This window comes from Kitasatospora sp. YST-16, from assembly GCF_026802215.1.
Taxonomy (GTDB): domain Bacteria; phylum Actinomycetota; class Actinomycetes; order Streptomycetales; family Streptomycetaceae; genus Kitasatospora; species Kitasatospora cineracea.
In genome coordinates this window covers 6785927-6808885 of record NZ_CP113837.1, presented here as the reverse complement: position 1 = coordinate 6808885, position 22959 = coordinate 6785927, and the positions used below count along the sequence as shown (strand labels likewise).

Annotated in this window: 22 protein-coding genes and 1 pseudogene; all 23 read right to left on the bottom strand. The window is 73.4% G+C overall.

Annotated elements, in window-relative coordinates; translation table 11 throughout:
• Positions 1-53: 53 nt before the first annotated feature.
• On the bottom strand, positions 54-956 hold the full coding sequence (locus tag OU787_RS30630) for an ornithine cyclodeaminase family protein (protein ID WP_268661311.1): 903 nt from the start codon (positions 954-956) through the stop codon (positions 54-56).
• Positions 953-2002, bottom strand: coding sequence for a proline racemase family protein (locus OU787_RS30625; protein WP_268661310.1), 1050 nt, complete (start codon positions 2000-2002; stop codon positions 953-955). The genes OU787_RS30630 and OU787_RS30625 overlap by 4 nt, the downstream gene beginning before the upstream one ends.
• A complete protein-coding gene (locus tag OU787_RS30620) occupies positions 2002-3381 on the bottom strand; it encodes an aldehyde dehydrogenase family protein (protein ID WP_030458376.1) in 1380 nt (459 codons plus the stop codon). Before OU787_RS30620 ends, OU787_RS30625 begins: the two co-directional genes overlap by 1 nt.
• 52 nt (positions 3382-3433) lie before the next feature.
• The gene (locus OU787_RS30615; protein ID WP_030458375.1) at positions 3434-4441 is read right to left on the bottom strand and encodes a proline racemase family protein; all 1008 of its coding nucleotides are present in this window, start codon (positions 4439-4441) and stop codon (positions 3434-3436) included.
• Between the two features lie 97 nt (positions 4442-4538).
• Entirely contained in the window at positions 4539-5402 is an 864-nt protein-coding gene (locus OU787_RS30610; RefSeq protein ID WP_107066474.1) for a dihydrodipicolinate synthase family protein, read from the bottom strand.
• A gap of 541 nt (positions 5403-5943) precedes the next feature.
• Positions 5944-7400, bottom strand: a pseudogene (locus OU787_RS30605) (FAD/NAD(P)-dependent oxidoreductase).
• Positions 7381-7689: a (2Fe-2S)-binding protein gene (locus OU787_RS30600; protein WP_030458372.1), complete on the bottom strand. Its 309-nt coding sequence runs from the start codon at positions 7687-7689 to the stop codon at positions 7381-7383. Before OU787_RS30600 ends, OU787_RS30605 begins: the two are co-directional and overlap by 20 nt.
• A gap of 46 nt (positions 7690-7735) precedes the next feature.
• On the bottom strand, positions 7736-8893 hold the full coding sequence (locus OU787_RS30595; RefSeq protein WP_030458371.1) for an NAD(P)/FAD-dependent oxidoreductase: 1158 nt from the start codon (positions 8891-8893) through the stop codon (positions 7736-7738).
• A 154-nt stretch (positions 8894-9047) separates the two neighbouring features.
• The gene (tatC, locus tag OU787_RS30590; RefSeq protein WP_030458370.1) at positions 9048-9986 is read right to left on the bottom strand and encodes a twin-arginine translocase subunit TatC; all 939 of its coding nucleotides are present in this window, start codon (positions 9984-9986) and stop codon (positions 9048-9050) included.
• Positions 9987-10047: 61 nt separating this feature from the next.
• A complete protein-coding gene (locus OU787_RS30585; RefSeq protein WP_030458369.1) occupies positions 10048-10311 on the bottom strand; it encodes a twin-arginine translocase TatA/TatE family subunit in 264 nt (87 codons plus the stop codon).
• Positions 10312-10452: 141 nt separating this feature from the next.
• A complete protein-coding gene (locus OU787_RS30580; protein WP_157852122.1) occupies positions 10453-10608 on the bottom strand; it encodes a hypothetical protein in 156 nt (51 codons plus the stop codon).
• A gap of 12 nt (positions 10609-10620) precedes the next feature.
• Positions 10621-10851 carry a hypothetical protein gene (locus tag OU787_RS30575; RefSeq protein WP_051816592.1) on the bottom strand — a complete coding sequence of 77 codons (231 nt, stop codon included), beginning with the start codon at positions 10849-10851 and terminating at the stop codon, positions 10621-10623.
• A gap of 5 nt (positions 10852-10856) precedes the next feature.
• On the bottom strand, positions 10857-11783 hold the full coding sequence (locus tag OU787_RS30570; protein WP_063759554.1) for a helix-turn-helix transcriptional regulator: 927 nt from the start codon (positions 11781-11783) through the stop codon (positions 10857-10859).
• Between the two features lie 26 nt (positions 11784-11809).
• Positions 11810-12784, bottom strand: coding sequence for a helix-turn-helix transcriptional regulator (locus tag OU787_RS30565; protein WP_030458367.1), 975 nt, complete (start codon positions 12782-12784; stop codon positions 11810-11812).
• Between the two features lie 117 nt (positions 12785-12901).
• On the bottom strand, positions 12902-13273 hold the full coding sequence (locus tag OU787_RS30560; RefSeq protein ID WP_014139723.1) for an FKBP-type peptidyl-prolyl cis-trans isomerase: 372 nt from the start codon (positions 13271-13273) through the stop codon (positions 12902-12904).
• 59 nt (positions 13274-13332) lie between these two features.
• Positions 13333-14610 carry an FKBP-type peptidyl-prolyl cis-trans isomerase gene (locus tag OU787_RS30555; protein ID WP_268661309.1) on the bottom strand — a complete coding sequence of 426 codons (1278 nt, stop codon included), beginning with the start codon at positions 14608-14610 and terminating at the stop codon, positions 13333-13335.
• Positions 14611-14723: 113 nt separating this feature from the next.
• On the bottom strand, positions 14724-15722 hold the full coding sequence (locus OU787_RS30550; protein ID WP_268661308.1) for an FKBP-type peptidyl-prolyl cis-trans isomerase: 999 nt from the start codon (positions 15720-15722) through the stop codon (positions 14724-14726).
• Positions 15723-15804: 82 nt separating this feature from the next.
• On the bottom strand, positions 15805-17166 hold the full coding sequence (gene pafA / locus OU787_RS30545) for a Pup--protein ligase (protein WP_030458364.1): 1362 nt from the start codon (positions 17164-17166) through the stop codon (positions 15805-15807).
• A 97-nt stretch (positions 17167-17263) separates the two neighbouring features.
• Positions 17264-18016 (bottom strand): proteasome subunit alpha, encoded by a 753-nt coding sequence (prcA, locus tag OU787_RS30540; protein WP_030458363.1) that lies wholly within the window; start codon positions 18014-18016, stop codon positions 17264-17266.
• Between the two features lie 32 nt (positions 18017-18048).
• On the bottom strand, positions 18049-18894 hold the full coding sequence (prcB, locus tag OU787_RS30535; protein ID WP_030458362.1) for a proteasome subunit beta: 846 nt from the start codon (positions 18892-18894) through the stop codon (positions 18049-18051).
• 179 nt (positions 18895-19073) lie between these two features.
• Entirely contained in the window at positions 19074-19292 is a 219-nt protein-coding gene (locus OU787_RS30530) for a ubiquitin-like protein Pup (protein WP_030458361.1), read from the bottom strand.
• A gap of 97 nt (positions 19293-19389) precedes the next feature.
• Complete coding sequence (dop, locus tag OU787_RS30525; RefSeq protein ID WP_030458360.1) at positions 19390-20901, bottom strand: depupylase/deamidase Dop; 1512 nt, start codon at positions 20899-20901, stop codon at positions 19390-19392.
• Between the two features lie 115 nt (positions 20902-21016).
• Positions 21017-22783, bottom strand: coding sequence for a proteasome ATPase (arc, locus tag OU787_RS30520; RefSeq protein ID WP_268661307.1), 1767 nt, complete (start codon positions 22781-22783; stop codon positions 21017-21019).
• Between the last annotated feature and the right edge of the window lie 176 nt (positions 22784-22959).

The following is a 22959-nucleotide window of genomic DNA, read 5'->3' as shown; positions in this document are numbered from 1 at the left end:
GGCCTCCAGTCCCCGGATCCGACCCCGGGTTCCCGTCCCCCCGCCGCGGCGCCCTACCTCCCGGCCGACGCGTACTGCGCCGCCGCCACCGCCAGATCCTGCCACGCCATCCCGACGCTCTTGAAGAACCTGGGACGATCATGGCGGACGGCGGCCCGGCCCGTGACCAGTTCCGCCAGATTCGCCATCCGCTCCGCCCCGGCCCCCGCCAGCAGCAGGTCCCCGGCCTCGCGCAGCGCGACCTGCCGGGCCTCCACGAACAGGTCGGCCCGCGCCACCAGCCGGGCGTCCACCTCACGGGCGTCCGGCTCGTGCGAGCCGACCGCCGCGACCACCGCCCGGTCCGGCACCAGGCGGCCGTCGAACAGCGGGGTGCGGGCGGTCGTGCAGCACACCACCACGTCAGCCTGCGCCACCGCCTCCGGCCCGCCGACGGCCGCTGCCAGGCCCAGCCCGGCCGCGTACGCCGCGACCTCGGCGGCCGGGCCCGGCCGCGCCACCACGGTGGCCCGCTCCAGGCCGGGCAGCACGGCCCGCAGCACCGCCAGGTGCCCGACCGCCTGCGGCCCGGCCCCGAACACCACCAGCTCCCGGGCGTCCGGCGCCGCCAGCGCCCGCACCGCCAGCGCGGTCACCGCGGGCGTCCGCAGCGCGGTCAGCGCGGCCCCGTCCAGCAGCGCCAGCGGCTGCAGCGTCGGCCCGTCCAGCAGCAGGTAGGACCCGGTGATCCGCGGCAGTCCGAGCGCCGGGTTCCCGGGCGCCACCCCCGCGACCTTCACCCCCGCGAAGCCCCCGGCCGCCGCGGGCATCAGCAGCAGCTCCCCCGCCGGCACCGCCACCCCGACCCGCGCCGGGCACCCCTCCACGTCCAGCCCGCCCAGCAGCACCCGTTCCAGCGCCGCCACCGCCTCGACGGGCCCGAGCGTCAGCGCCGGCTGCGCGAGGCCGCCGGTCACAGCAGGAACCCCGGGCCCAGGGCGTCCTCGGGGTCGAGGACGAAGCGGTGCTCGCCGGTGCGGTGGGCGGTGCCGGTGACCTCGGTGACGGTGCCGTCGGCCCGCGGGGCGCGGACCCGGCCGGTGAAGACGGTGCCGATGACCGAGTCGTGGCGCAGCGTGCGGCCGGGGTCGATGGCGCCCTCGGCGGCGAGCAGGGCGAGCCGGGCGGAGGTGCCGGAGCCGCACGGGGAGCGGTCGATCTGGCCGTCGGCGAAGACGGTGACGTTGCGCTGGTGCGGGCCGGACGGCGTGTCGGGCAGTTCGTCGTACAGGATGACGCCGTAGACGCCGTCGCGGTGCCCGGCGAGCGCCCGGTGGCCCGCCAGCGCGGTGCGGATCTCCCGTCCGGCGGCGGTGAGTTCGGCGATCCGGTCGGGGACGACGGACAGGCCGAGCGCGGCGGCGGGCAGCGAGGCGTAGACCGCCCCGGAGTCCGCCAGGTCGACCCGGACCGTCCCGCGCGGGGTGGCCAGCTCGACCCCGCGGGCCAGCACCCGGGTCGGCACGTTGCGGAAGGTGACCGCGGTGGTGCGGCCGCCGCTGCGGTGCACGGTGGCGCCGACCCGGCCGGAGGGGACGTCGATGCGGACCAGGGCGGTGCCGTCGTCGGGGGCGGCGACCAGGCCGGTGTCGACGGCCCACGCGCCGAGCGCCATGGTGCCGTGGCCGCACGCGGTCGAGTAGCCGTCCTTGTGCCAGAACAGCACGCCGAGGTGCGCCTCGTCGTCGTCCGGCGGCACCACGAACCCGCCGTACATGCCGGCGTGCCCGCGCGGCTCCCGGGTCAGCAGGCGGCGCACGTCGTCCAGCGCGCTCGGCCGCGGCGCGGTGGCCCGGCCGCCCGCGCCGATGGCGATCGAGCGGCGTTCGGCGACGGTGTCGCCGGGCACCGGCGGCAGGCCCGCGACGACGATCCGGAACGGCTCGCCCGCGGTGTGGTAGTCGACGGTGGAGACCAGGTTGATCAGCTCCCCGCCACGGCGGGCGGTGGGGTGACGGTCCATCAGCACTCCCCGGCGGGCAGCACGCTGACGGTGCGCGCGGCGGTGTAGAAGTCGAGCGCGGCCCGGCCCTGCTCGCGGGCGCCGTACGAAGCGCCCTTGGCGCCGCCGAACGGCAGGTGGAAGTCGACGCCGCTGGAGGGCGCGTTGATCCGGATCATGCCCGCGTCCAGCCGGTCCGCGGCGGCCAGCGCCACGTCCAGGCTGCGCGAGTGGACGGAGGCGGACAGGCTGTGCCGGGTGTCGTTGGCCAGCGCGAGCGCCGCGTCCAGGTCGGCGGCGGGCAGCAGCACGGCGAGCGGGCCGAAGAACTCCTCGGTCAGCAGCGGGTGCCCGGCGGGGACGTTCTCCAGCAGGGTCGGCTCCAGGAACCAGCCGGCCCGGTCGGCCCGCGCGCCGCCGGCCAGCACGGTGGCGCCGCCCGCCCGGGCGGTGTCGATCGCCCCGGTCAGCCGCTCCAGCGCCGGCCCGCCGATCACCGGGCCGCAGACGGTGGCCGGGGCGGCCGGGTCGGCGGCGGGGGTCTGCCCGAGGGCCTTGGCGAGGGCCTCGGCGAGCGGCTCGTAGGCGTCGCCGACGGCGATCACCCGGCTGGTCGCGGTGCACTTCTGGCCCGCGTAGCCGGCGATGGCGTTCGCCAGGTGCGCGGCGGCCTGCGCGATGTCGGCGTCCGGCAGCACCAGGGCGGCGTTCAGGCCGCCCATCTCGGCCTGCACCGGGATGCCGCGCCCGCTCGCCCCGGCGACCACCGAGCGGCCGACCCCGGTCGAGCCGGTGAACGAGACGACGTCCGCGCCGTCGATCAGCGCCGTCCCCGCCTCGGCGCCGCCCGGCACCACCGTGAGCACGCCCTCGGGCAGGCCCGCGAGTTCGGCCAGCCGCAGCGCGCAGGCCACCGCCTCCGAGGACGGCTTGAGCACCACCGCGTTGCCGACGGCCAGCGCGGGCGCGGCCTTCCAGGTCGGGATCGCCAGCGGGAAGTTCCAGGGCGTGATCAGCCCGGCCACCCCGTACGGGCGGCGGCGGGTCAGCAGCAGGCCCGGCCCGGCGGCGGGCTCGTGCACCTCCCCGGCGGGGGCGAACGGCGCCTGCGCGTAGTAGCGCCAGATCGCCACCGTCCGGGCCACCTCGCCGCGCGCCTCGGCCACCGGCTTGCCGACCTCGCGCACCGCCAGCGCGACCAGTTCCTCGGCCGCCGCCTCGATCGCCGCCGCGGCCCGGCCCAGCGCCAGCGAACGCCCGGCCGCCCCCAGCGCCCACCACCCGCGCTGCGCCTCCCGGGCCCCCGCGATCGCCGCCGCGACCTCGGCGGCCCCCGCCGCCGGCACCGAGGCGACCAGGTCGTCGGGGTCGGCGGGGTTGTACGAGTCGATGGTGCTCATGCTCAAGGGCCTTTCGCGGAGGGATGGTTGACGGAGCCGGGGCGGCCCGGCGCTACAGCAGGAAGCCGGCCGGGAACGGGTCCGTCGGGTCGAGGAAGTACTGCGCGGTGCCGGTCACCCAGGCCCGGCCGGTGACGGTCGGGACGACGGCGGGCAGTCCGGCGACGGTGGTCTCCTCGACCAGGCGGCCGGTGAAGGTCGTCCCGATGAAGGAGTCGTTGCGGAACTCGGCGCCGATCGCCAGCTCGCCGCGCGCGTGCAGCTGCGCCATCCGCGCCGAGGTGCCCGTCCCGCAGGGCGAGCGGTCGAACCAGCCGGGGTGGATGGCCATCGCGTGCCGGGAGTGCACCGCGTCCGAGCCGGGGGCGAGCAGCTGGACGTGGTGGCAGCCGTGGATGGACGGGTCCTCGGGGTGCACCGGCCGGTGCGCGTCCGAGGCGTTGACGGCGTCCATCATGGCCAGCCCGGCGGCCAGGATCTCGTCCTTGCGCCCGCGTTCGAACGGCAGGCCGAACTGGTCGAGCGGCAGGATCGCGTAGTAGTTGCCGCCGTACGCGAGGTCGTAGGTGACCGTCCCGTACCCGGGCACTTCCAGCTTCCGCTCCAGCGCGACCGCGTACGAGGGCACGTTGCGGATGGTGACGCCGACCGCCGCGCCGTCCCGCACCGCGACCTCGGCGACCACCAGCCCGGCGGGGGTGTCCAGCCGCACCGTGGTGACGGGTTCGACCACCGGCACCATGCCGGTCTCCACCAGCACGGTGGCCACGCCGATGGTGCCGTGGCCGCACATCGGCAGCAGCCCGGACACCTCGATGTACAGCACGCCGAAGTCGGCGTCCGGCCGGGTCGGCGGCTGCAGGATCGCGCCGCTCATCGCGGAGTGGCCGCGCGGTTCGTACATCAGCAGCGTGCGGAACTCGTCGAGGTGCTGCTGGAAGTGGGTGCGCCGTTCGGCCATGGTGGCGCCGGGGACGGTGCCGAAACCCCCGGTGACCACCCGGGTGGGCATGCCCTCGGTGTGCGAGTCGACGGCGTGGAAGACGTGACGGGTCCGCATCGCGGTGCTCTCTCCAGTCGGCTGACAACGGGTCCTGGCCTGCGGCGGCCCGGACCGGATCCCCCCGGGTCCGGCCCGGACCGCCGTACGGCGACGGCTACTTGTGGCCCTCGGCGAGCGCCTTCCCGGTCGCGGCGCGCACCGCGGCCTCGATCTCCGGGACGAGCGGCAGGCGCGGGGCGCGGGTCGGTCCGCCGGGGCGGCCGGCGATGTCCATCGAGAGCTTGATCGACTGGACGAACTCGGTCTTGGAGTCCCAGCGCAGCAGCGGGTGCAGCGACTTGTAGAGCGGCACGGCGGTGGCCAGGTCGCCGGAGACGGCGGCGTGGTACAGCTCGGCGCAGGTCGCGGGCAGCGCGTTCGGGTAACCCGCGATCCAGCCGACCGCACCCGCGAGCGCCAGCTCCAGCAGCACGTCGTCGGCCCCGATCAGCAGGTCCAGCCCGGGCGCCAGCTCACCGATCTCGTACGCCCGGCGGACGTCGCCGGAGAACTCCTTGACCGCCACGATCGAGCCGTCCGCGTGCAGTTGGGCGAGCAGCGCGGGCACCAGGTCGACCTTGGTGTCGATCGGGTTGTTGTACGCGACGACCGGCACCCCGACCCGCGCCACCTCGGCGTAGTGGGCCCGCACCGCAGCCTGGTCGGCCCGGTAGGCGTTCGGCGGGAGCAGCAGCACCGACCCGGCCCCCGCCTCGGCGGCCTGCTCGGCCCAGCGCCGGGACTCGGCACTGCCGTAGGCGGCCACCCCGGGCATCACCCGGGCCCCGTCGCCGGCCGCCTCGACCGCGGTCGTGACGACCTTGGCGCGCTCCTCGGGCGTCAGGGTCTGGTACTCGCCGAGGGAGCCGTTGGGGACGACGCCGTCGCAGCCGTTGTCGATCAGCCAGCGGACGTGCTCGGCGTAGGCGTCGTAGTCCACCGTGAGGTCGTCACGGAAGGGCAGGGTGGTGGCGACCATGATGCCGCGCCAGGGACGGGCGGGGTCGTGCGGGGTGCGGGTCACGGGGGATCTCCCTTGATATGATGTGTGACATTTTACAAGTGGGCGACGCGGCTCCACAAGGGGGACCCGCCGCCCGAGTCGATCCGGCACCCGCCTCCCGACGGGCCGACCGAAAACCTTCCCGAGCCCCGACCCGCCAACAGGCGGGCCGGGAGCCCGATTTTCCCGCCGAGGACGGCACCCCGCCCCGGCGCCGACCGCGCACCGGACCCGGGCCCGGCACCGGCCACGCTCTGCCGGACCACCCGGCCCCGGCCCGCCCGACGGACGGCCCCGGAGCCCCGGCCCCGCCGAAGACGCCCCCGGCAGCGGCCAGCCGGCCCGGCACCGCGCCGGAGGCAGCCCCGGCACGGCCCCTCCCGACCGCCCGAAGCAACCCGGCCCCGGCCCACCCCGGAAGCCGCGCTTCCCCGCCGCCGCCCGGCCGAAGCACCCGGCCCCACGCCGAAGACGGCAACCGCCCTCCCCGGCACCGGCCCGACTCGGCCGCCGCCCGCTAGTCCGGTTCCGGCCCCGCCCGCTCCACCGACCGCACCGGCTCCGCCAGTTGCGCCAGCGGCACCGGACAGGACAGCGGCCGACTGTCCGGCCGCCCCGCCGCGCCCCCGCTGCCGCCGGACAGGCAGGCCACCGCGGGCCCGCACATCCGGCCCTGGCACCAGCCCATGCCGGCCCGGGTGAGCAGCTTGACCGTCCGGGCGTCCCCGGCGCCGAGTTCCGCGACAGCCTCCCGGATCTCCCCGGCCGGGACCTCCTCGCACCGGCAGACGTCGGTGTCGTCGGTGACCCAGCCGGTCCAGTCCGGCCCGGGCGCGTGCGCGGCGGCCATCAGCGCGGCGAACGCGCGCCGCCGCCGCCGGACGGCCGTCTCCCGTCCCCCGTCCGGGCGTCCGGCGATCGCCCGGGCGGCCAGCACGCCTTCGGCCAGCGCCAGGTCCGCGCCGCCGACGCCGCAGGTCTCCCCGCCGCCCACAGCCCGGGCACGCTGGTGCGCTGCCGGGCGTCGACCTTCAGGGCGACCGCGCCGTCCGGCCCGGTGACCGTCTCGGCGCCCAGTTCGGCGGCCAGTTCGATCTGCGGCACCAGCCCGTGCCCGATCGCCACCGCGTCGCAGGCGATCCGCCGTTCGCTGCCGGGCACCGGTTTCCAGCGGGCGTCGAGCCGGGCGACCGTGACGGCGGTGACCCGGTCGGTGCCGTGCGCCTCGACCACCGCGCTGCTGCGGCGCAGCCGCACCCCGTGCCGCAGCAGCCGGGCACCGTGCGCGGCGCCCTCGGCGAGCTTGCCGGGGTTGCCGGCCAGGACCGGCAGCCCGCGGGCGTAGCCGAGGTACGAGGTGGCCTCGACGATCGCGGGGACCTCCGCCCCTGCCGCGACCAGCGAGGAGGCGGCGGCCAGCAGCAGCGGGCCGCTGCCGGCCACCACGATCCGGCGGCCGGGCAGCACCAGGGAGGACTTGAGCATCGCCTGCGCGCCGCCCGCGGTGACCACGCCGGGCAGCGTCCAGCCGGGGAAGGGCAGGTGCCGCTCGTAGGCGCCGGTGGCCAGCAGGACGGCGCGGGCCCGGACGGTGGCCCGGTCGGCCGCCGCGGGGCCGCGGGTGGCGTGCAGGCGCCAGGGCCGCCGCTCGTCGCCGGGGACGCCCGCCTCGGCGGCCCACACGTGGTGGCCGGGCAGGTGGTCGACCAGCGGCGAGGCCGCCAGCCGCGCGCGCAACCGGGCGAAGACTGCCCAGCCGTGGTGCAGCTTCTCCGGCCGGGCCGCGCCCAGTTCGGGTGCGGGGTGCCGGTAGTACTGGCCGCCGGGGCGGCTCCCGGCGTCCAGCAGCGCGACCCGCAGGCCGAGTCCGGCGGCGGTGTCGGCGGCAGCCAGTCCGGCGGGGCCGGCGCCGACCACCGCGAGGTCGTACACACCTTCGCGGCCGGCGCCCGGCTCAGACTTCGAGGTCGGCATGGCCGTGCCCCTCCTGGGTGGTGACGGTGTCGCCGGGCTCGGCGGGCAGCAGGCACAGGCGCTGGTTGGGGCGGCCGTTGACGGTGGCCAGGCAGTCGAAGCACTGGCCGATCCCGCAGAACGCGCCGCGCGGGCGCCCCCCGTTCCGGGTGGTGCGCCAGGCGAGCACGCCGTCGGCCCACAGCGCGGCGGCCAGCGTCTGCCCGGGCAGCGCGGGCACCGGCCGGCCGTCGAACAGGATGGTGCGGGCGGGTCCGGGTTCGGCGCCCACCAGGTCGAGCGGGTCCATGGCTACTCCTCTCCTCCACGACGTGTGCGGCACCGCACCGGCCCCCTCAACGCTCACCCTCCCCGTCCCCGAACCGCTCCGGCCGGAACGGTGCCAGGTCAAGGCCGGGGTCGGCCCCGGTGAGCTGGCGGCTGATCAGCAGCCCGGTGGCGGGCGCCAGCCCGATGCCCGCGCCCTCGTGCCCGCAGGCGTGGTAGAGCCCGGGCACCCGGGCGTCGTGGCCGAGGGCGGGCAGGTGGTCGGGCAGGTAGGGGCGGAAGCCCCGGTAGTAGCGCTGCACCTGGACGGTGCGCAGCACCGGGAAGAGCGCGGCGGCCTGGGCGGCGAGCCGGTGCAGCACCTCGGGGGCGAGGGTGCGGTCGAAGCCGACCCGTTCGCGGCTGGCGCCGATCAGCACCGGTCCGGCGGGGGTGCCCTCGACCACGGCGGAGGACTGCAGGTCGGCCGAGCCGGAGGCGACGTCGGCGACGTAGTCGGCGGCGTAGACCTTGTGCCGGACGATCCGCGGCAGCGGTTCGGTGACCAGCACGAAGCCGCGCCGGGGCAGCACCGGCAGCCGGACCCCGGCCAGCGCGGCGATCTCGCCGCCCCAGGTGCCGGCGGCGTTGACCACGGCGGGGGCGGCGATCTCGCGGCGTCCGGTGACCACGCCGGTGACGGCGCCGCCGGGGCCGCGCAGCAGTCCGGTGACGGCCTCGCCGAGGTAGCGGTCGGCGCCGGAGGCGCGCAGCAGGTGGGCGGCGGCCAGGGCGGGCTGCACCTGGGCGTCCTGCGGGTACAGGTAGCCGCCGGGCAGGTCCTCGGCCAGGTGCGGTTCGAGGTCGCGCAGTTCGCCGGCGGCGACCGGGACGGCCTCGACGCCGGCGGCGCGCTGGGCGGCGGCGAAGCCGTGCAGCAGGTCGAGTCCGGCGGGGGCGGTGGCGACCACCAGGCCGCCCTTGGGCTCGTACTCGACGCGGTCGCCGAGTTCGGCGGCGAGTTCGCGCCACAGGCCGGTGGAGAGCAGGGCGAGGTCGAGTTCCGGGCCGGGTTCCTTGTCGGAGACCAGCAGGTTGCCCTCGCCGGCGCCGGTGGTCCCGCCGGCCACCGGCCCGCGGTCCACCACGGCGACCGCCAGGCCGGACCGGGCGGCGTAGTAGGCGCAGGCGGCGCCGACCACGCCGGCCCCGACCACCACGACGTCGTAGGGGTTTCGCTTGAGCACCTCAGTAATATGTCACATGGCTCGAACCCCGGGCAAGCCCCCCACCAGCGCCGATCACCCCCCACCCGGAAGCCCGGCCGCCCCCGGAAACGCCGGACGGCCCCGGACCGCAGGGGTCCGGGGCCGTCCACCGCCTCGACGGGCAGTCAGCTCATCAGGTGATGTCGTCGTCGATCTGGTCGCGGCGCGCGGCCGGGACCGGCGCCGGGGCCTCCACCGCCTCGACCCCGCCGACCGACTCGGCGTCCGCCACGTCCTCGACCGTCAGGTCGACGTGCGAGGCCTCCTCGTCGCTCAGCCCGGCGTCGGGGTTGCGGGCGGCCTTGCGCTTGTCGTTGAGCAGCGCGAAACCCGCGGCCAGGAAGTACAGCGCCCAGATCGGCGCGGCCAGCGCCAGCATCGACAGCGGGTCGGTGGACGGGGTGGCGAAGGCCGCGAACACCGTGATGCCCATGACCATCGCGCGCCACCAGCCGAGCAGCCGCTTGCCGCTGAGCACCCCGACCAGGTTCAGCATCACCAGGAACAGCGGCAGTTCGAAGCCCGCGCCGAACACCAGCACCATGCGGGTGATCAGGTCCAGGTAGGTCTCCACCGGCACGATCGAGGTGACGCCGTCCGCGGTGAAGCTGATCAGCATCTCCGCGGTCAGCGGCATCACCACGTACGCGAGCACCGCGCCGGCCAGGAACAGCGGGGTGCCGAGCAGCAGGAACGTCACCGAGTAGCGCTTCTCGTGCTGGTGCAGGCCCGGCGAGACGAACTTCCACAGCTGGTACAGCCAGACCGGGGTGGCGGCCACCGCACCGGCCGTGAGGCTGACCTTCAGCATCACGGTGAACGGGGTGGTCAGGCCGATGTTGGAGATCTGCGCGCAGTGCTTCAGCCCCTCCGGCAGCGTGCCGTCCGGGTGGCAGGCGGGCAGCGGCTTGATCAGGAAGTCCAGCAGGGCCTTGTGGTAGAGCGCCGCGACGATCGTGAAGACGATGATCGCCAGCAGCGACTTGACCAGCCGGTTGCGCAGTTCGCGGAGATGGTCGGCGAGCGCCATCCGCCCCTCAGGGTCCTTGGCCTCTTTGGTCGTCTTGCTCAACCCGGTCCTCGAATCGTGCGCTCGTCGTAGTCGGAGTGGTGCGGGAGCCCGACGTGAGTGTTCAGGCACCCCGGTCGGTGCGGGACGCGCCCGGGGCGGCCTTGACCACCCGGTCCGGTTCGGCGGCGGGCCGCGCGGCCGGGGCGGGGGCAGCCGGCGCCTGCCGGCCGGAGTCGAACTCCCGGCGCAGCGCCTTGCCCTCGCTCTTGAGGATCCGCAGCGACCGGCCCAGCGCCCGCGCCGCGTCCGGCAGCCGCTTGCCGCCGAACAGCAGCACCGCGAACACCGTGATCAGCAGCAACGAGCCGGGCGAAAGGAGACGCATCTCCGGAGCACCGCCTTCCTTGTCCGGGAGGTCCGGGAGGTCCGGGAGGCAGGGCTCCCCCTCTGCGGGCGATGGTAGCCGCTCGGAGTGTCGCCGCGGGAACCCGGTACCCAACGATCGGATACCGGTCCTCCCCCGCCCTCAGCCGCCCTCGCCCGCCCGCTGCAGCGCGCCGACCGCGCCGTCCACCTCGCGGGCCAGCGCCCGGACGTCCAGCCACAGCCGCAGCGCGAGCACGCCGAGCACCAGCAGGCCCGCGGTGGAGAGCAGGACGGCCCCGACCAGGGTCCAGTTCACGTGCGGGCCTTCCTATCCGTCCACCGGCAGCAGCCGCATGGTGTGCACGCCGGCCTCGGTGAGCGCGGCGACGATCTTCTCCCCGGCGATCTTGCGGACGACCGCTCCGCAGGCCGGGCAGGTGAAGCTGTAGAAGGTGCGCTCCTTGCTGGCGCCGAGCGCCAACCGGAACTCGGGGGCCGGGAGTTCGACCTTCTCCCGGCACTGCGAGCAGTACACCTTGAATCTGGTGCCGTCGGCCACGTGGTTCAGACCTGTCCGTCCCGGTAGTGCTCCAGCGCGGCCAGCGCGGCGGTGCGGGCCTGCTCGGCGAGCTGGGCGGGGGCGGTGATCCGGCCGTCCCGGCCCAGCCGCAGGGCCAGGGTGCGCAGGCCGGACGGCTCCGCGGAGCGCAGGGTGATCCGCAGGCCGCCGTCGGGGAGTTCCTCGGCGCTGTCGTGGGTGTAGTACTCGGCGACCCAGCGGCCGCCGGGGCCGACCTCGACCACCACCTCGGGGTCGTCGGCGGTGGGGGCGACCAGCCCGGCGGACAGGTCGCGGGGCTGCAGCCGGGGCGGGTTGGCGGGCTCGTCGAGCACCTTGATCTCGGCGATCCGGTCGAGCCGGAAGGTGCGCCGGTCCTCGGAGGTGCGGCACCAGCCCTCCAGGTAGGTGTGGCCCTCGGTGACCAGCCGGATCGGGTCGACCTCGCGCTCGGTCAGCTCGCCGCGGCCGTGCGACCAGTAGCGCAGCCAGATCAGGCGGCCCTCGCTGAGCGCGCGGTCGATGTCGGCGAAGACGGTGCCCTCGGCCTCGAAGGTGACGCCGACCCGGGCCGCGGACTCGGCGCTCTCGCCGGCCGCGTCCTCGATCTTGGCGACGGCTCGGGTGAGCGCCTGCCGGTCGCGCTCGCGCAGCCCGGGCAGCCCGGCCACCGCGCGGGCGGCGACCAGCAGCGCGGTGGCCTCGTCGGCGGCCAGCCGCAGCGGCTGGGCGACGTCGTCCACGTTGTGCCACCAGATCCGCTCGCCGTCGGTGTCGATGTCGAGCAGGTCGCCGCCGCGGAAGGAGGTGCCGCACATCGGCAGCACGTTGAGGTCGCCGATCAGTTCCCGCTCGGTGATCCCGAACGCCCGTGCCACCTCGGCCACTTCGGCCCCGGGCCGCTCGCGCAGGTAGGTGACCAGCGACAGCATCCGGCGCGTCTGGTCGATCGCATTGCTCACTGGGAAACCTCCGCGAGGCCGGCGACGGCGCGCAGCCGGTCGATGACGTCGGCCCGCAGGTCCTCGGGGCCGATCACGATGACGTCGGGGCCGTACTCGGCCAGGTCGGCGCCCAGGCCGTTGCCGTACGGGATGTCCAGCTCGTCCCAGTCGGCGTCCACCGGCCGGGTCTCCAGGGCGCGCTGGCGCACCGGGTAGGCGGCGCCGGAGCGCACCTTGACGGTGGCGACCGCGGTGGCGCCCTCGCCGGCGAACCGGGCCACCACGGCCCGGACGTCCACGTGCTCGGGCACCTCGCCGGTGAACGCGCCGGCCCGGGAGCGGACCTTGCCGGTGATCCGGGAGAGCCGGAACACCCGGGCCGAGCCGCGGTCGCGGTCGTAGCCGGCCAGGTACCAGTGGCCGCGCCAGCACTCCAGCGCCCAGGGCTCGACCGAGCGCGGCCCGGCGGTGGCGGCGCCGGCCTTGCGGTAGTCGAAGGTGACCGGGCGGCGGTCCCGGGCCGCGGTGAGCAGCGGCTCGAACGCGGCCTCCCGGCCGGGGATCCGCGGCTCCAGCGCGCCGTGCTCGCGCTCCTCGGCGAACGGGACGCCGGCCGCGCGCAGCTTCTGCAGCGCGCCGCTGGCGGCGCCGGACATCTTGGCCTGCTGCCAGACCCGGGCGGCCAGCGCCAGCGCGGCGGCCTCCTCCGCGTCCAGCGCGATCTCCGGGAGGCGGTTGCGGTCGCGGCGGGCGAGGTAGCCGACCTCGCCGTCGAGCGCGTTCTCGTCCACGTCGATGATCAGGCCGAGTTCCCGCAGGTCGTCCTTGTCGCGCTCGAACATCCGGTTGAAGGCGTCCTCGGAGCCCTGCTGCCAGGCCTCCCGGTACGCCTCGACGGATTCGCGCAGCTCTTTCTTGGAGAGCGGACGCCGGGTGTTCATCAGGCACAGGGCGAGGTTCATCAGCCGCTCTGCCTTGGCGATCGCCATCGGTGACCCTTCCTCCGATCGGGGGTGACCTGCCTGACCGTACCGGTACGGGCACGTTCAGAGAAAGCCGCACCCCCGGCTCCTGGCGGAACCGGGGGCGCGCGGGTGCGTCCGAGGTCAGACGCCCAGCAGGTCCACCACGAAGATCAGGGTGGAGCCGGCCGGGATGAGCGGGCTCGGCGACTGGTTGCCGTAGGCCAGGTGCGGCGGGATGACCAGCTCGCGGCGGCCGCCGACGCGCATGCCCTCGACGCCCTGGTCCCAGCCCTTGATGACCCGGCCGCCGCCCAGCGGGAAGCGGAAGGTCTGGCCGCGGTTCCAGGAGGCGTCGAACTCCTCGCCGGAGGCGAAGGTGACACCGACGTAGTGGACCTCGACGGTCGCCCCGGCCTTGGCCTCGGCGCCGTCGCCGACCACGATGTCGCGGATCTGGAGCTCGGTCGGGGCGTCGCCGCCCGGGAAGTCGATCTCCGGCTTGGTCAGGCTCACGATTGCTCTTCTCGTTCGGTTGCGTGAACGGGACTCATCCTAGGCGCACCCGGGGTGCGTCAGCCCTCGCTGCCGCCGACCCCGGCGTCCAGGATGTCGACCACGAACACCAGGGTGGAGTTGGCCGGGATGCTCTCACTGGCCTGGTCCTTGTAGCCCATCGAGGCGGGGATGACCAGTTCGACCCGGCTGCCGATGTTCTGGCCGACGATGCCCTTGTCCCAGCCCTCGATGACGCTGCCGGCGCCGGTGGTGAAGGTGAACGCCTGCCCGCGGTCGAGCGAGGAGTCGAACTTCTTGCCGTCCTTGTACAGCGCGCCGGTGTACTGGACCAGCACCTTCTCGCCGGACTCGATCTTGCGGCCCTTGCCCTGGATCAGCACGTGGCTCTTCAGCTCGGTCGGGTCGGCCGCGCCCTTGACCGGGGTGATCTCGGCGGGCTTGGTGCCGTTGTCCTTGACCTGCGGGAAGTCCGCGGGCGGCGCGGTCACGTCACCGGAGAGCACCGCGTTGGGAGCGGTGGCCTGCCGGATGTCCAGCACGAAGACCAGGCTGTCGGTGCCGGCGATGCCCAGCTGGGTGTTGCCCTGCGCGCCGAACGCGGCCCCGGGCGGGGCGACCACCATCAGCCGGCTGCCGGCCTTGTGGCCCTCGACGGCGTTGTCCAGCGCGGGGATCAGCGACCCGCCGCCGGCCTGGTAGAGCTGCGGCTTGCCGTTCTGCTCCCCGTACGAGCCGGGGATCTCCTTGCCGGTCTGCCAGTCCATCGCCGTGTAGTCGACGGAGACCCAGTTGCCCTTCTCGACCTTCGCGCCGCTGCCCGCGGACAGCTCCTTGACCACGAACGTCCCGTCCGGGGCGTCCTTGGGCAGCGTGATGGTCGCCTTGGAGCCGAAGTCCCCGGCGACCGTCGGCAGCACCTTGGCGCTGTCCTTGATCGGCGGCACCGGCTCCTGGCTCGGGGCCGAGGCGCTGGGGCTGGCCGAGGCCGAGTCCGCCTTCGCGGTCGGCTTGCCGTCGTCCTTGTTGACGTAGTACATCGTCACCGCGGACGCGACCAGCAGCACCGCCAGGACCGAGCCCAGGATCACCCCGAGCCGGCCCGCCCCGCCCGGGTCCTCGTCGTAACCCGCCTCGGAGAGCGGCGCCTTGCGCTGGTTGGACGCGAAGACCTGCGGTGCCTGCTCGGTCCTGGCATCGGGACCGGCGGGGGCGGTGGGCGGGGCCCAGCCCGCCTGGGTCAGCATCTCGGCGGGGACGACGATCGACTCGCGGTCCACCGAAGGCTTGTTCCCGGTGTTGTCGGCCTCGCCCGGGCTCGACGCTTTCTCAGACATGACTCCCCATTCGACTCGCCCGACGACGCGTGTACCACTGGTGCGGGGCAGCAGTATGTCAGGTCGGCATGAGAGCGGGTCAGCCCGGCCCTGGCCGGGCTGTCAGGCGGTTCTCAGACGGCTTCCAGGATGTCGATCACGAACACCAGCGTGGAGTTCGCCGGGATCGCCCCGCTGGCCTGGTCGCCGTAGCCCAGCGACGGCGGGACGACCAGCAGCACCCGGCTGCCGACGTTCTTGCCGACCAGTCCCTGGTCCCAGCCCTTGATCAGGCTGCCGGTGCCGACCTGCAGGGCCTGCGCGCCGCCGTGGTTCCACGAGGAGTCGAACTGCTTGCCGTCCGCCCAGGTCACGCCGGTGTACTGGACCACCAGGGTCTGCCCGCTCTTCACCTCCGGGCCGGTGCCCTTGACCAGCACGTACTGCTGCAGGTCGGTGGGCGGCTGCTGGCCGGAGGGGATGGTGATGGTCGGCGCGGCCTTGCCGTTGTCCTTGACCTGCGGGGCGCCTGCGGGCGGCTGGGTGAGGTCGCCGGGGATGGTGGTGTCCTGCGGCACCGCGCTCATCACGTCCAGCACGAACACCACGGTGTCGTCCTTGCCGACGCCCAGCGCGCTGGAGCCCTGGCTGCCGAACCCGGCGGCCGGCGGGGCCACCACCAGCACCCGGCTGCCGGTCTTCTTCCCCACCACGCTCTGGTCGAAGGCGGGCACCAGCTGCCCGCTGCCCGGCTGGTAGAGCTGCGGCTTGCCGCCGGAGTCGTAGGAGCTGGACAGGTCCTTGCCGCTGGTCCAGTCCTTGACCGTGTAGTTGACGGTCACCCAGTCGTTCTTGTTGACCACCGCCCCGGAGCCCTCGCTCACGGTGCTCACCACGAACTGCCCGGACGGCTGCTGCCCGGCGGGCAGCGTGATGGTCGCCTTCGAGCCGAACTCGCCGGAGACCTCCGGCATCGGCGAGGCGGACGCCACCGGGCTCGGCACCTGGGCCGCGGACGCCGAGGAGGCCGCCGGCGCCGTCGCGGCGGACTTGCCGGAGCCGCCCGAACTGCTGCACCCGGCGAGCAGCGCGACGGTCAGGGGAACGGTGAGCAGGCAGGCGGTTCGACGCATGGCGTCAGCCTATGACCCGATTCGTCCGGTCCGTCGGAGGCGCTCGGCGCGCCCCCGACGGACCGTCAGCGGGCCGTCCCGGTCACATCCCGGCGATCAGCTTCTCCACCCGCTCGTCCACCGAGCGGAACGGGTCCTTGCACAGCACGGTGCGCTGCGCCTGGTCGTTCAGCTTGAGGTGCACCCAGTCGACGGTGAAGTCGCGGCGCTGCTCCTGGGCGCGGCGGATGAAGTCGCCGCGCAGCCGGGCCCGGGTGGTCTGCGGGGGCACCGACTTGCCCTGGAAGGTCAGCAGGTCGGTGGTGACCCGCTGGGCCTGGCCGTTCTTCTGCAGCAGGTAGAACAGGCCGCGGCGGCGGTGGATGTCGTGGTAGGCGAGGTCGATCTGGGCGACCCGCGGGTTGGACATGGTCATCTGGTGCTTGGCCCGGTACTTCTCGATCAGCTGGTACTTCATGATCCAGTCGATCTCGGTGCCGACCTTGGCCAGGTCCTCGCTGCGCACCGCCTCCAGGGTGCGGCCCCACAGGTCCAGCACCCGGGCCACGGTGCCCTCGTTGAGGCCCTTGCGGTCGGCGAACTCCAGCGCCTTGGTGTAGTACTCCTCCTGGATCTCCAGGGCGGAGGCCTCCCGGCCGTTGGCGAGCCGGACCTGGTGGGTGCCGGTCAGGTCGTGGCTGACCTCGCGGATCGCCCGGATCGGGTTCTCCAGCGTCAGGTCGCGCATCACCACGCCGGCCTCGATCAGCCGCAGCACCAGGTCGGTGGCGCCGACCTTGAGCAGCGTGGTGGTCTCCGACATGTTGGAGTCGCCGACGATGACGTGCAGCCGCCGGTAGCGCTCGGCGTCGGCGTGCGGCTCGTCCCGGGTGTTGATGATCGGCCGGGAGCGGGTGGTCGCGGAGCTGACGCCCTCCCAGATGTGCTCGGCGCGCTGGCTGACGCAGTAGACCGCGCCGCGCGGGGTCTGCAGCACCTTGCCGGCGCCGCAGATCAGCTGCCGGGTGACCAGGAACGGGATCAGCACGTCCGCCAGCCGGGAGAACTCGCCGTGCCGGGCCACCAGGTAGTTCTCGTGGCAGCCGTAGGAGTTCCCGGCCGAGTCGGTGTTGTTCTTGAACAGGTAGACGTCGCCGGCGATGCCCTCCTCGTGCAGCCGCCGCTCGGCGTCCACCAGCAGCCCCTCGAGGATCCGCTCGCCGGACTTGTCGTGGGTGACCAGCTCGGTGACGTCGTCGCACTCGGGGGTCGCGTACTCGGGGTGGGAGCCGACGTCGAGGTAGAGCCGGGCGCCGTTCTTCAGGAAGACGTTGCTGCTGCGGCCCCAGGAGACGACCCGGCGGAAGAGGTAGCGGGCCACCTCGTCCGGCGACAGCCGGCGCTGGCCGCGGAAGGTGCAGGTGACGCCGTACTCGTTCTCGATCCCGAAAATTCGACGGTCCATGTGCGACTCTTCTCTGTTCGAAGCTCGGTGGAACCCCTCGGTGGCGGTCGGTGGACCGTCGGGCGGCCCGCTGCCGGCAGCGGGCCGCCCGGGTCGGTCATTCGGTGTCGGCGCCCTCGTCGTTGCCGTCCTCGGCGGCGGCCGACTCGTCGCCGCTGAGCAGCCGGGCCAGCTGGCCGCCCAGGATGCGCTTGAACTTCCGCTGCTGGGGGCGCTTGCGGTCCAGGACGGCGACCTCCAGCTGCTCCGGCGTCATGGTGCGGGGGCTGCCGCCGTTGGGGTCGCGGGCCAGGCCGTCCACCGCCAGCTTGAGCGCCTCGGCCAGGCTCAGCCCGGCCCGGTGGCGCTGGCCGAGGTAGCTGCCGATGGAGTCGGCGTTGCCGCCGACCACCACGGCGTTCTTCTCGTCCACCACCGAGCCGTCGGGGGTGAGGCGGTAGATCTGGTCGTCGGCGTCGCTCCGGCCGACCTCGGCGACGATCAGCTCGACCTCGTAGGGCTTCTCCCCGACCGAGGAGAAGATCGTGCCCAGGGTCTGGGCGTAGACGTTGGCCAGGCCGCGGGCGGTGACGTCGGCCCGGTCGTAGGAGTAGCCGCGCAGGTCGGCGTAGCGGACGCCGCCGATCCGCAGGTTCTCGAACTCGTTGTAGCGGCCGACCGCGGCGAAGGCGATCTTGTCGTAGATCTCGGAGACCTTGTGCAGGGCCCGGGAGGTGTTCTCCGCGACGAACACGATGCCGTCGGCGTAGGTGAGCACGACCACGCTGCGGCCGCGGGCGATGCCCTTGCGGGCGTACTCCGCGCGGTCCGCCATGGCCTGCTGGGGCGAGACGTAGAACGGCGTGGACACCGCCGGTCTCCCTTCAGTGATGTGGGGCGGACTCAGAGGAGCGGGGCCTGCGGCCCGTTGGGGTGCTCGCGGCGCTGGTCGGTGATGGAGACCGCGATCTCGGCGACCTCTTCCTCGGTGAGCCGGCGGAAGCCGTCCTCGGTGATCAGCGTGACGATCGGGAAGATCTTGCGGGCCAGGTCGGGGCCGCCCGTCGCGGAGTCGTCGTCGGCGGCGTCGTACAGCGCCTGGACGGCGAGGGTGGCGGCCTGCTCGCCGGTGAGGCCGTCCCGGTAGAGCTTCTTCATCGAGCCGCGGGCGAACACCGAGCCCGAGCCGGTGGCGGCGAAGCCGGCCCGCTCCTCGGAGCGGCCGCCGGTGACGTCGTAGGTGAAGATCCGGCCCCGGCCGAGGTCGAGGTCGTAGCCGGCGAAGACCGGGACGACCGCGAGGCCCTGCATGGCCATCGCCAGGTTGGAGCGGATCATCGTGGTGAGCCGGTTGGCCTTGCCCTCGAAGGAGAGCACGGCGCCCTCGATCTTCTCGTAGTGCTCCAGCTCCAGCTGGAACAGCCGGACCATCTCGACCGCCAGGCCCGCGGTGCCGGCGATGCCGACGGCGCTGTACTCGTCCGCCGGGAAGACCTTCTCGATGTCCCGCTGGGCGATGACGTTGCCCATCGTGGCGCGGCGGTCGCCGGCCAGCACCACGCCGCCGTCGAAGACCGCGGAGACGATGGTGGTGCCGTGCGGCGCCTCGACCGTCATCCCCTCCGGGAGGGGGCGCCGGCCGGGGAGCAGCTGGGGCGCGTGGCTGTCGAGGAAGTCGAGGAACGAGGAGGAGCCGGGGGTGAGGAAGGCGGCCGGCAGACGCCCGGTGCCACTGAGGTTGGCTTCCACACGTGTCCTTCCGGATCGAAGATCGAAAGTTGCTTGGTGCCCCGGACCCTACCCGCTTCCGGGGCCGGTTCCACGCGCTGCGCGCAGGAGCTTGCGGGAACACGAGGCCGCAGGCGCGCTCAGGGCACACCTGCGGCGCTCGTGGTGCTCTTTTCGGTGGCGGAGGGGGTTTCCCCCTCTCACTCACCGCCCTTCTGCACGAATCCGCGCACGAAATCCTCGGCGTTGGATTCCAGTACCTCGTCGATTTCGTCGAGTACCGAGTCGACGTCGTCGCTGAGCTTTTCCTGGCGCTCCTTGAGCTCGTCCGAAGCCTGCGTTTCCGCGGCCTGCTCCTCGACCTCCTCGGAGGAGCGGTTGGCCCGCTGCTGGCCGCCGCCGGTGTCCTTCTCCGCCATTTCCCTCACCCCGCTCGTTCGGTGTTCTCGTTCAACGCTGGCTGCTCACCGGAATGATTCCCCGTCCGGGAAACGTTCACCCTCGGTGATCGAAAAGTTACCCGCCGGAGAGGACGCGCACCAGGTCCTCGGCGGTGCGGCACCGGTCCAGCAGGTCCTTCACGTGCGCCCGGGTGCCGCGCAGCGGCTCCATGGTCGGGACGCGCTGGAGGCTGTCGTGGCCGGGCAGGTCGAAGATGACGGAGTCCCAGGAGGCCGCGGCCACGTGGTCGGCGTACTGCTCCAGGCAGCGGCCGCGGAAGTAGGCCCGGGTGTCGTCGGGGGGCTGGGTGACGGCCCGGCGGACGTCCTCCTCGGTGAACAGCCGCTCGAACCGCCCGCGCGCCTCCAGCCGGTTGTACAGGCCCTTGTCGGCCCGCACGTCGCTGTACTGGAGGTCGACCAGCTGGAGCCGGGGGCTGTCCCACTGCAGGGCGTCGCGCTGCCGGTAGCCCTCCAGGATCTCCTTCTTGGCGATCCAGTCGAGCTGCCGGGACAGGCTCATCGGGTCCCGCTCCAGCCGGCCCAGCACGTCCTCCCAGCGGGCCAGCACGTCCATGGTCTGGTCGTCGGCGTCCTGCCCGTAGCGGTCCTCGACGTACTTGCGGGCCAGCTCGCAGTACTCCAGCTGGAGCTGGACGGCGGTCAGCTTGCGGCCGCTGCGCAGCTGGACCAGCTGCTTGAGGTCGGGGTCGTGGGAGACCCGGTGCAGGGTGCGCACCGGCTGGTCGACGGCGAGGTCGACGGCGATGAAGCCGTCCTCGATCATCGACAGGACCAGCGCGGTGGTGCCGAGCTTGAGGTAGGTGGAGATCTCGGAGAGGTTGGCGTCGCCGATGATGACGTGCAGCCGGCGGTACTTCTCGGCGTCGGCGTGCGGCTCGTCCCGGGTGTTGATGATGGGGCGCTTGAGGGTGGTCTCCAGGCCGACCTCGACCTCGAAGTAGTCGGCGCGCTGGCTGATCTGGAAGCCGTGCCCGCCGCCCTCCTGCCCGATGCCCACCCGGCCGGCCCCGCACACCACCTGGCGGGAGACGAAGAACGGGGTGAGGTGGCGGACGATGTCGGCGAACGGGGTGGCCCGCCGCATCAGGTAGTTCTCGTGGGTGCCGTAGGAGGCGCCCTTGTTGTCGGTGTTGTTCTTGTAGAGCAGGATCCGCTGCCCGTTGGGCAGTTCCAGGGCGCGCTCGGCCGCCTCCGCCATGATCCGCTCGCCGGCCTTGTCCCAGAGCACCGCATCGCGCGGGTTGGTGACCTCGGGCGAGGAGTACTCGGGGTGCGCGTGGTCGACGTAGAACCGGGCGCCGTTGGTGAGGATGACGTTGGCCAGGCCGATGTCCTCGTCGGTGAGCTGGCTGGCGTCCGCCACGTCCCGGGCCAGGTCGAAGCCCCGGGCGTCGCGCAGCGGATTCTCCTCCTCGAAGTCCCAGCGGGCGCGGCGCGCCCGGTGCATCGCCGCGGCGTACGCGTTGACGATCTGGGACGAGGTGAGCATGGCGTTGGCGTTCGGGTGGCCGGGCACGGAGATGCCGTACTCGGTCTCGATCCCCATCACGCGCCGTACGGTCATGCGGCCCTCCTGACCTGTGGGTACTGCTGGGTGCTGCTCGGTACTGCCGGTGCAGACGCGCCGTCCGGCTGCGGTGCCCTGCCGAGCGCCGCAGCCGGACGGGATGGTGCGCGTGCTACAGGTACTGCCCGGTGTTGGCGACGGTGTCGATGGAGCGGCCGGACTCGGCGCCCTGCTTGCCGGTGACGAGGGTGCGGATGAAGACGATCCGCTCGCCCTTCTTGCCGGAGATGCGGGCCCAGTCGTCCGGGTTGGTGGTGTTGGGCAGGTCCTCGTTCTCCTTGAACTCGTCCACGCAGGCGGCGAGCAGGTGGGAGACGCGCAGGCCCCGCTGGCCGTGGTCGAGGTAGTCCTTGATGGCCATCTTCTTCGCCCGGTCGACGATGTTCTGGATCATCGCGCCGGAGTTGAAGTCCTTGAAGAACAGCACTTCCTTGTCACCGTTGGCGTAGGTGACCTCCAGGAAGCGGTTCTCCTCGGTCTCCGAGTACATCCGCTCGACCACCGACTGGATCATGGCGGCGACGGTGACCGAGACCGAGCCGTCGTGCTCCTTGAGGTCGTCCGGGTGGAACGGCAGGGTGTCCCTGAGGTACTTGGAGAAGATGTCCTTGGCCGCCTCGGCGTCCGGCCGCTCGATCTTGATCTTGACGTCCAGGCGGCCGGGCCGCAGGATCGCCGGGTCGATCATGTCCTCGCGGTTGGAGGCGCCGATGACGATGACGTTCTCCAGGCCCTCCACGCCGTCGATCTCGGCGAGCAGCTGCGGGACGATGGTGTTCTCCACGTCCGAGCTGACGCCGGAGCCGCGGGTGCGGAACAGCGACTCCATCTCGTCGAAGAAGACGATGACGGGCGTGCCCTCGCTCGCCTTCTCCCGGGCCCGCTGGAAGACCAGGCGGATCTGCCGCTCGGTCTCGCCGACGTACTTGTTGAGCAGCTCGGGGCCCTTGATGTTCAGGAAGTAGCTCTTGCCCTGCGGCCGGCCGGTCACCTCGGCGACCTTCTTGGCCAGCGAGTTGGCCACCGCCTTGGCGATCAGCGTCTTGCCGCAGCCGGGCGGGCCGTAGAGCAGGACGCCCTTGGGCGGCCGGAGCTCGTACTCCTTGAACAGGTCCGCGTGCAGGTACGGGAGCTCGACCGCGTCCCGGATCTGCTCGATCTGGCCGGCCAGGCCGCCGATCTGCCGGTAGTCGATGTCCGGGACCTCCTCGAGGACCAGCTCCTCGACCTCGGCCTTCGGCACCACCTCGTACACGTAGCCGGAGCGGGGCTCCAGCAGCAGCGCGTCGCCCGCCCTGATCGTGACGCCGTGCAGCGGTTCGGCGAGCCGGACCACCCGCTCCTCGTCGGTGTGGCCGACGACCAGCGCGCGGTCGCCGCCCTCCAGCACCTCCTTGAGCGTGACGATCTCGCCGATCCGCTCGAACGCCATCGCCTCGACGACGTTCAGCGCCTCGTTGAGCATCACCTCCTGGCCGCGGCGCAGCTCGTCCAGCTCGACGCTGGGGCTGACGTTGACCCGGAGCTTGCGGCCGCCGGTGAAGATGTCGGCGGTGCCGTCCTCGTTCTTCTCGAGGAAGGTGCCGAATCCGGCCGGCGGCTGGGCGAGCCGGTCGACCTCCTCCTTGAGGGCCACGATCTGGTCGCGGGCCTCGCGGAGCGTGGAGACGAGCCGCTCGTTCTGGGCGGTCACGCCGGCCAAGCTGGTCTGGAGCTCGACGATCCGCTCCTCAAGAACCCTTGAGCTGCGCGGAGAATCGGCGAGCCTGCGCCGCAGGACGGCGATCTCCTGCTCGAGGTACGAGACCTGTGCGGCCTCGTCGGACCCCCGTGCGGGCCTGCCGGCGCTGCGGTCGTAGTCGTCATCGTGGGCTGCCACGGTCCTCACCTCCTCCTGGGGGAGCTGGACGACCCAAACCTACCTGGCACCAGGGTCATGTAAACCCCTAGATCAGAAAGATGGATCGGGCGTGTCCGATGTCCGCCCCGCTCGCTTCCCCTCTGCAGAGGAGATGCCCACCGCTCAACGGTTCAAAGCAGCGCGGATGTATCGTG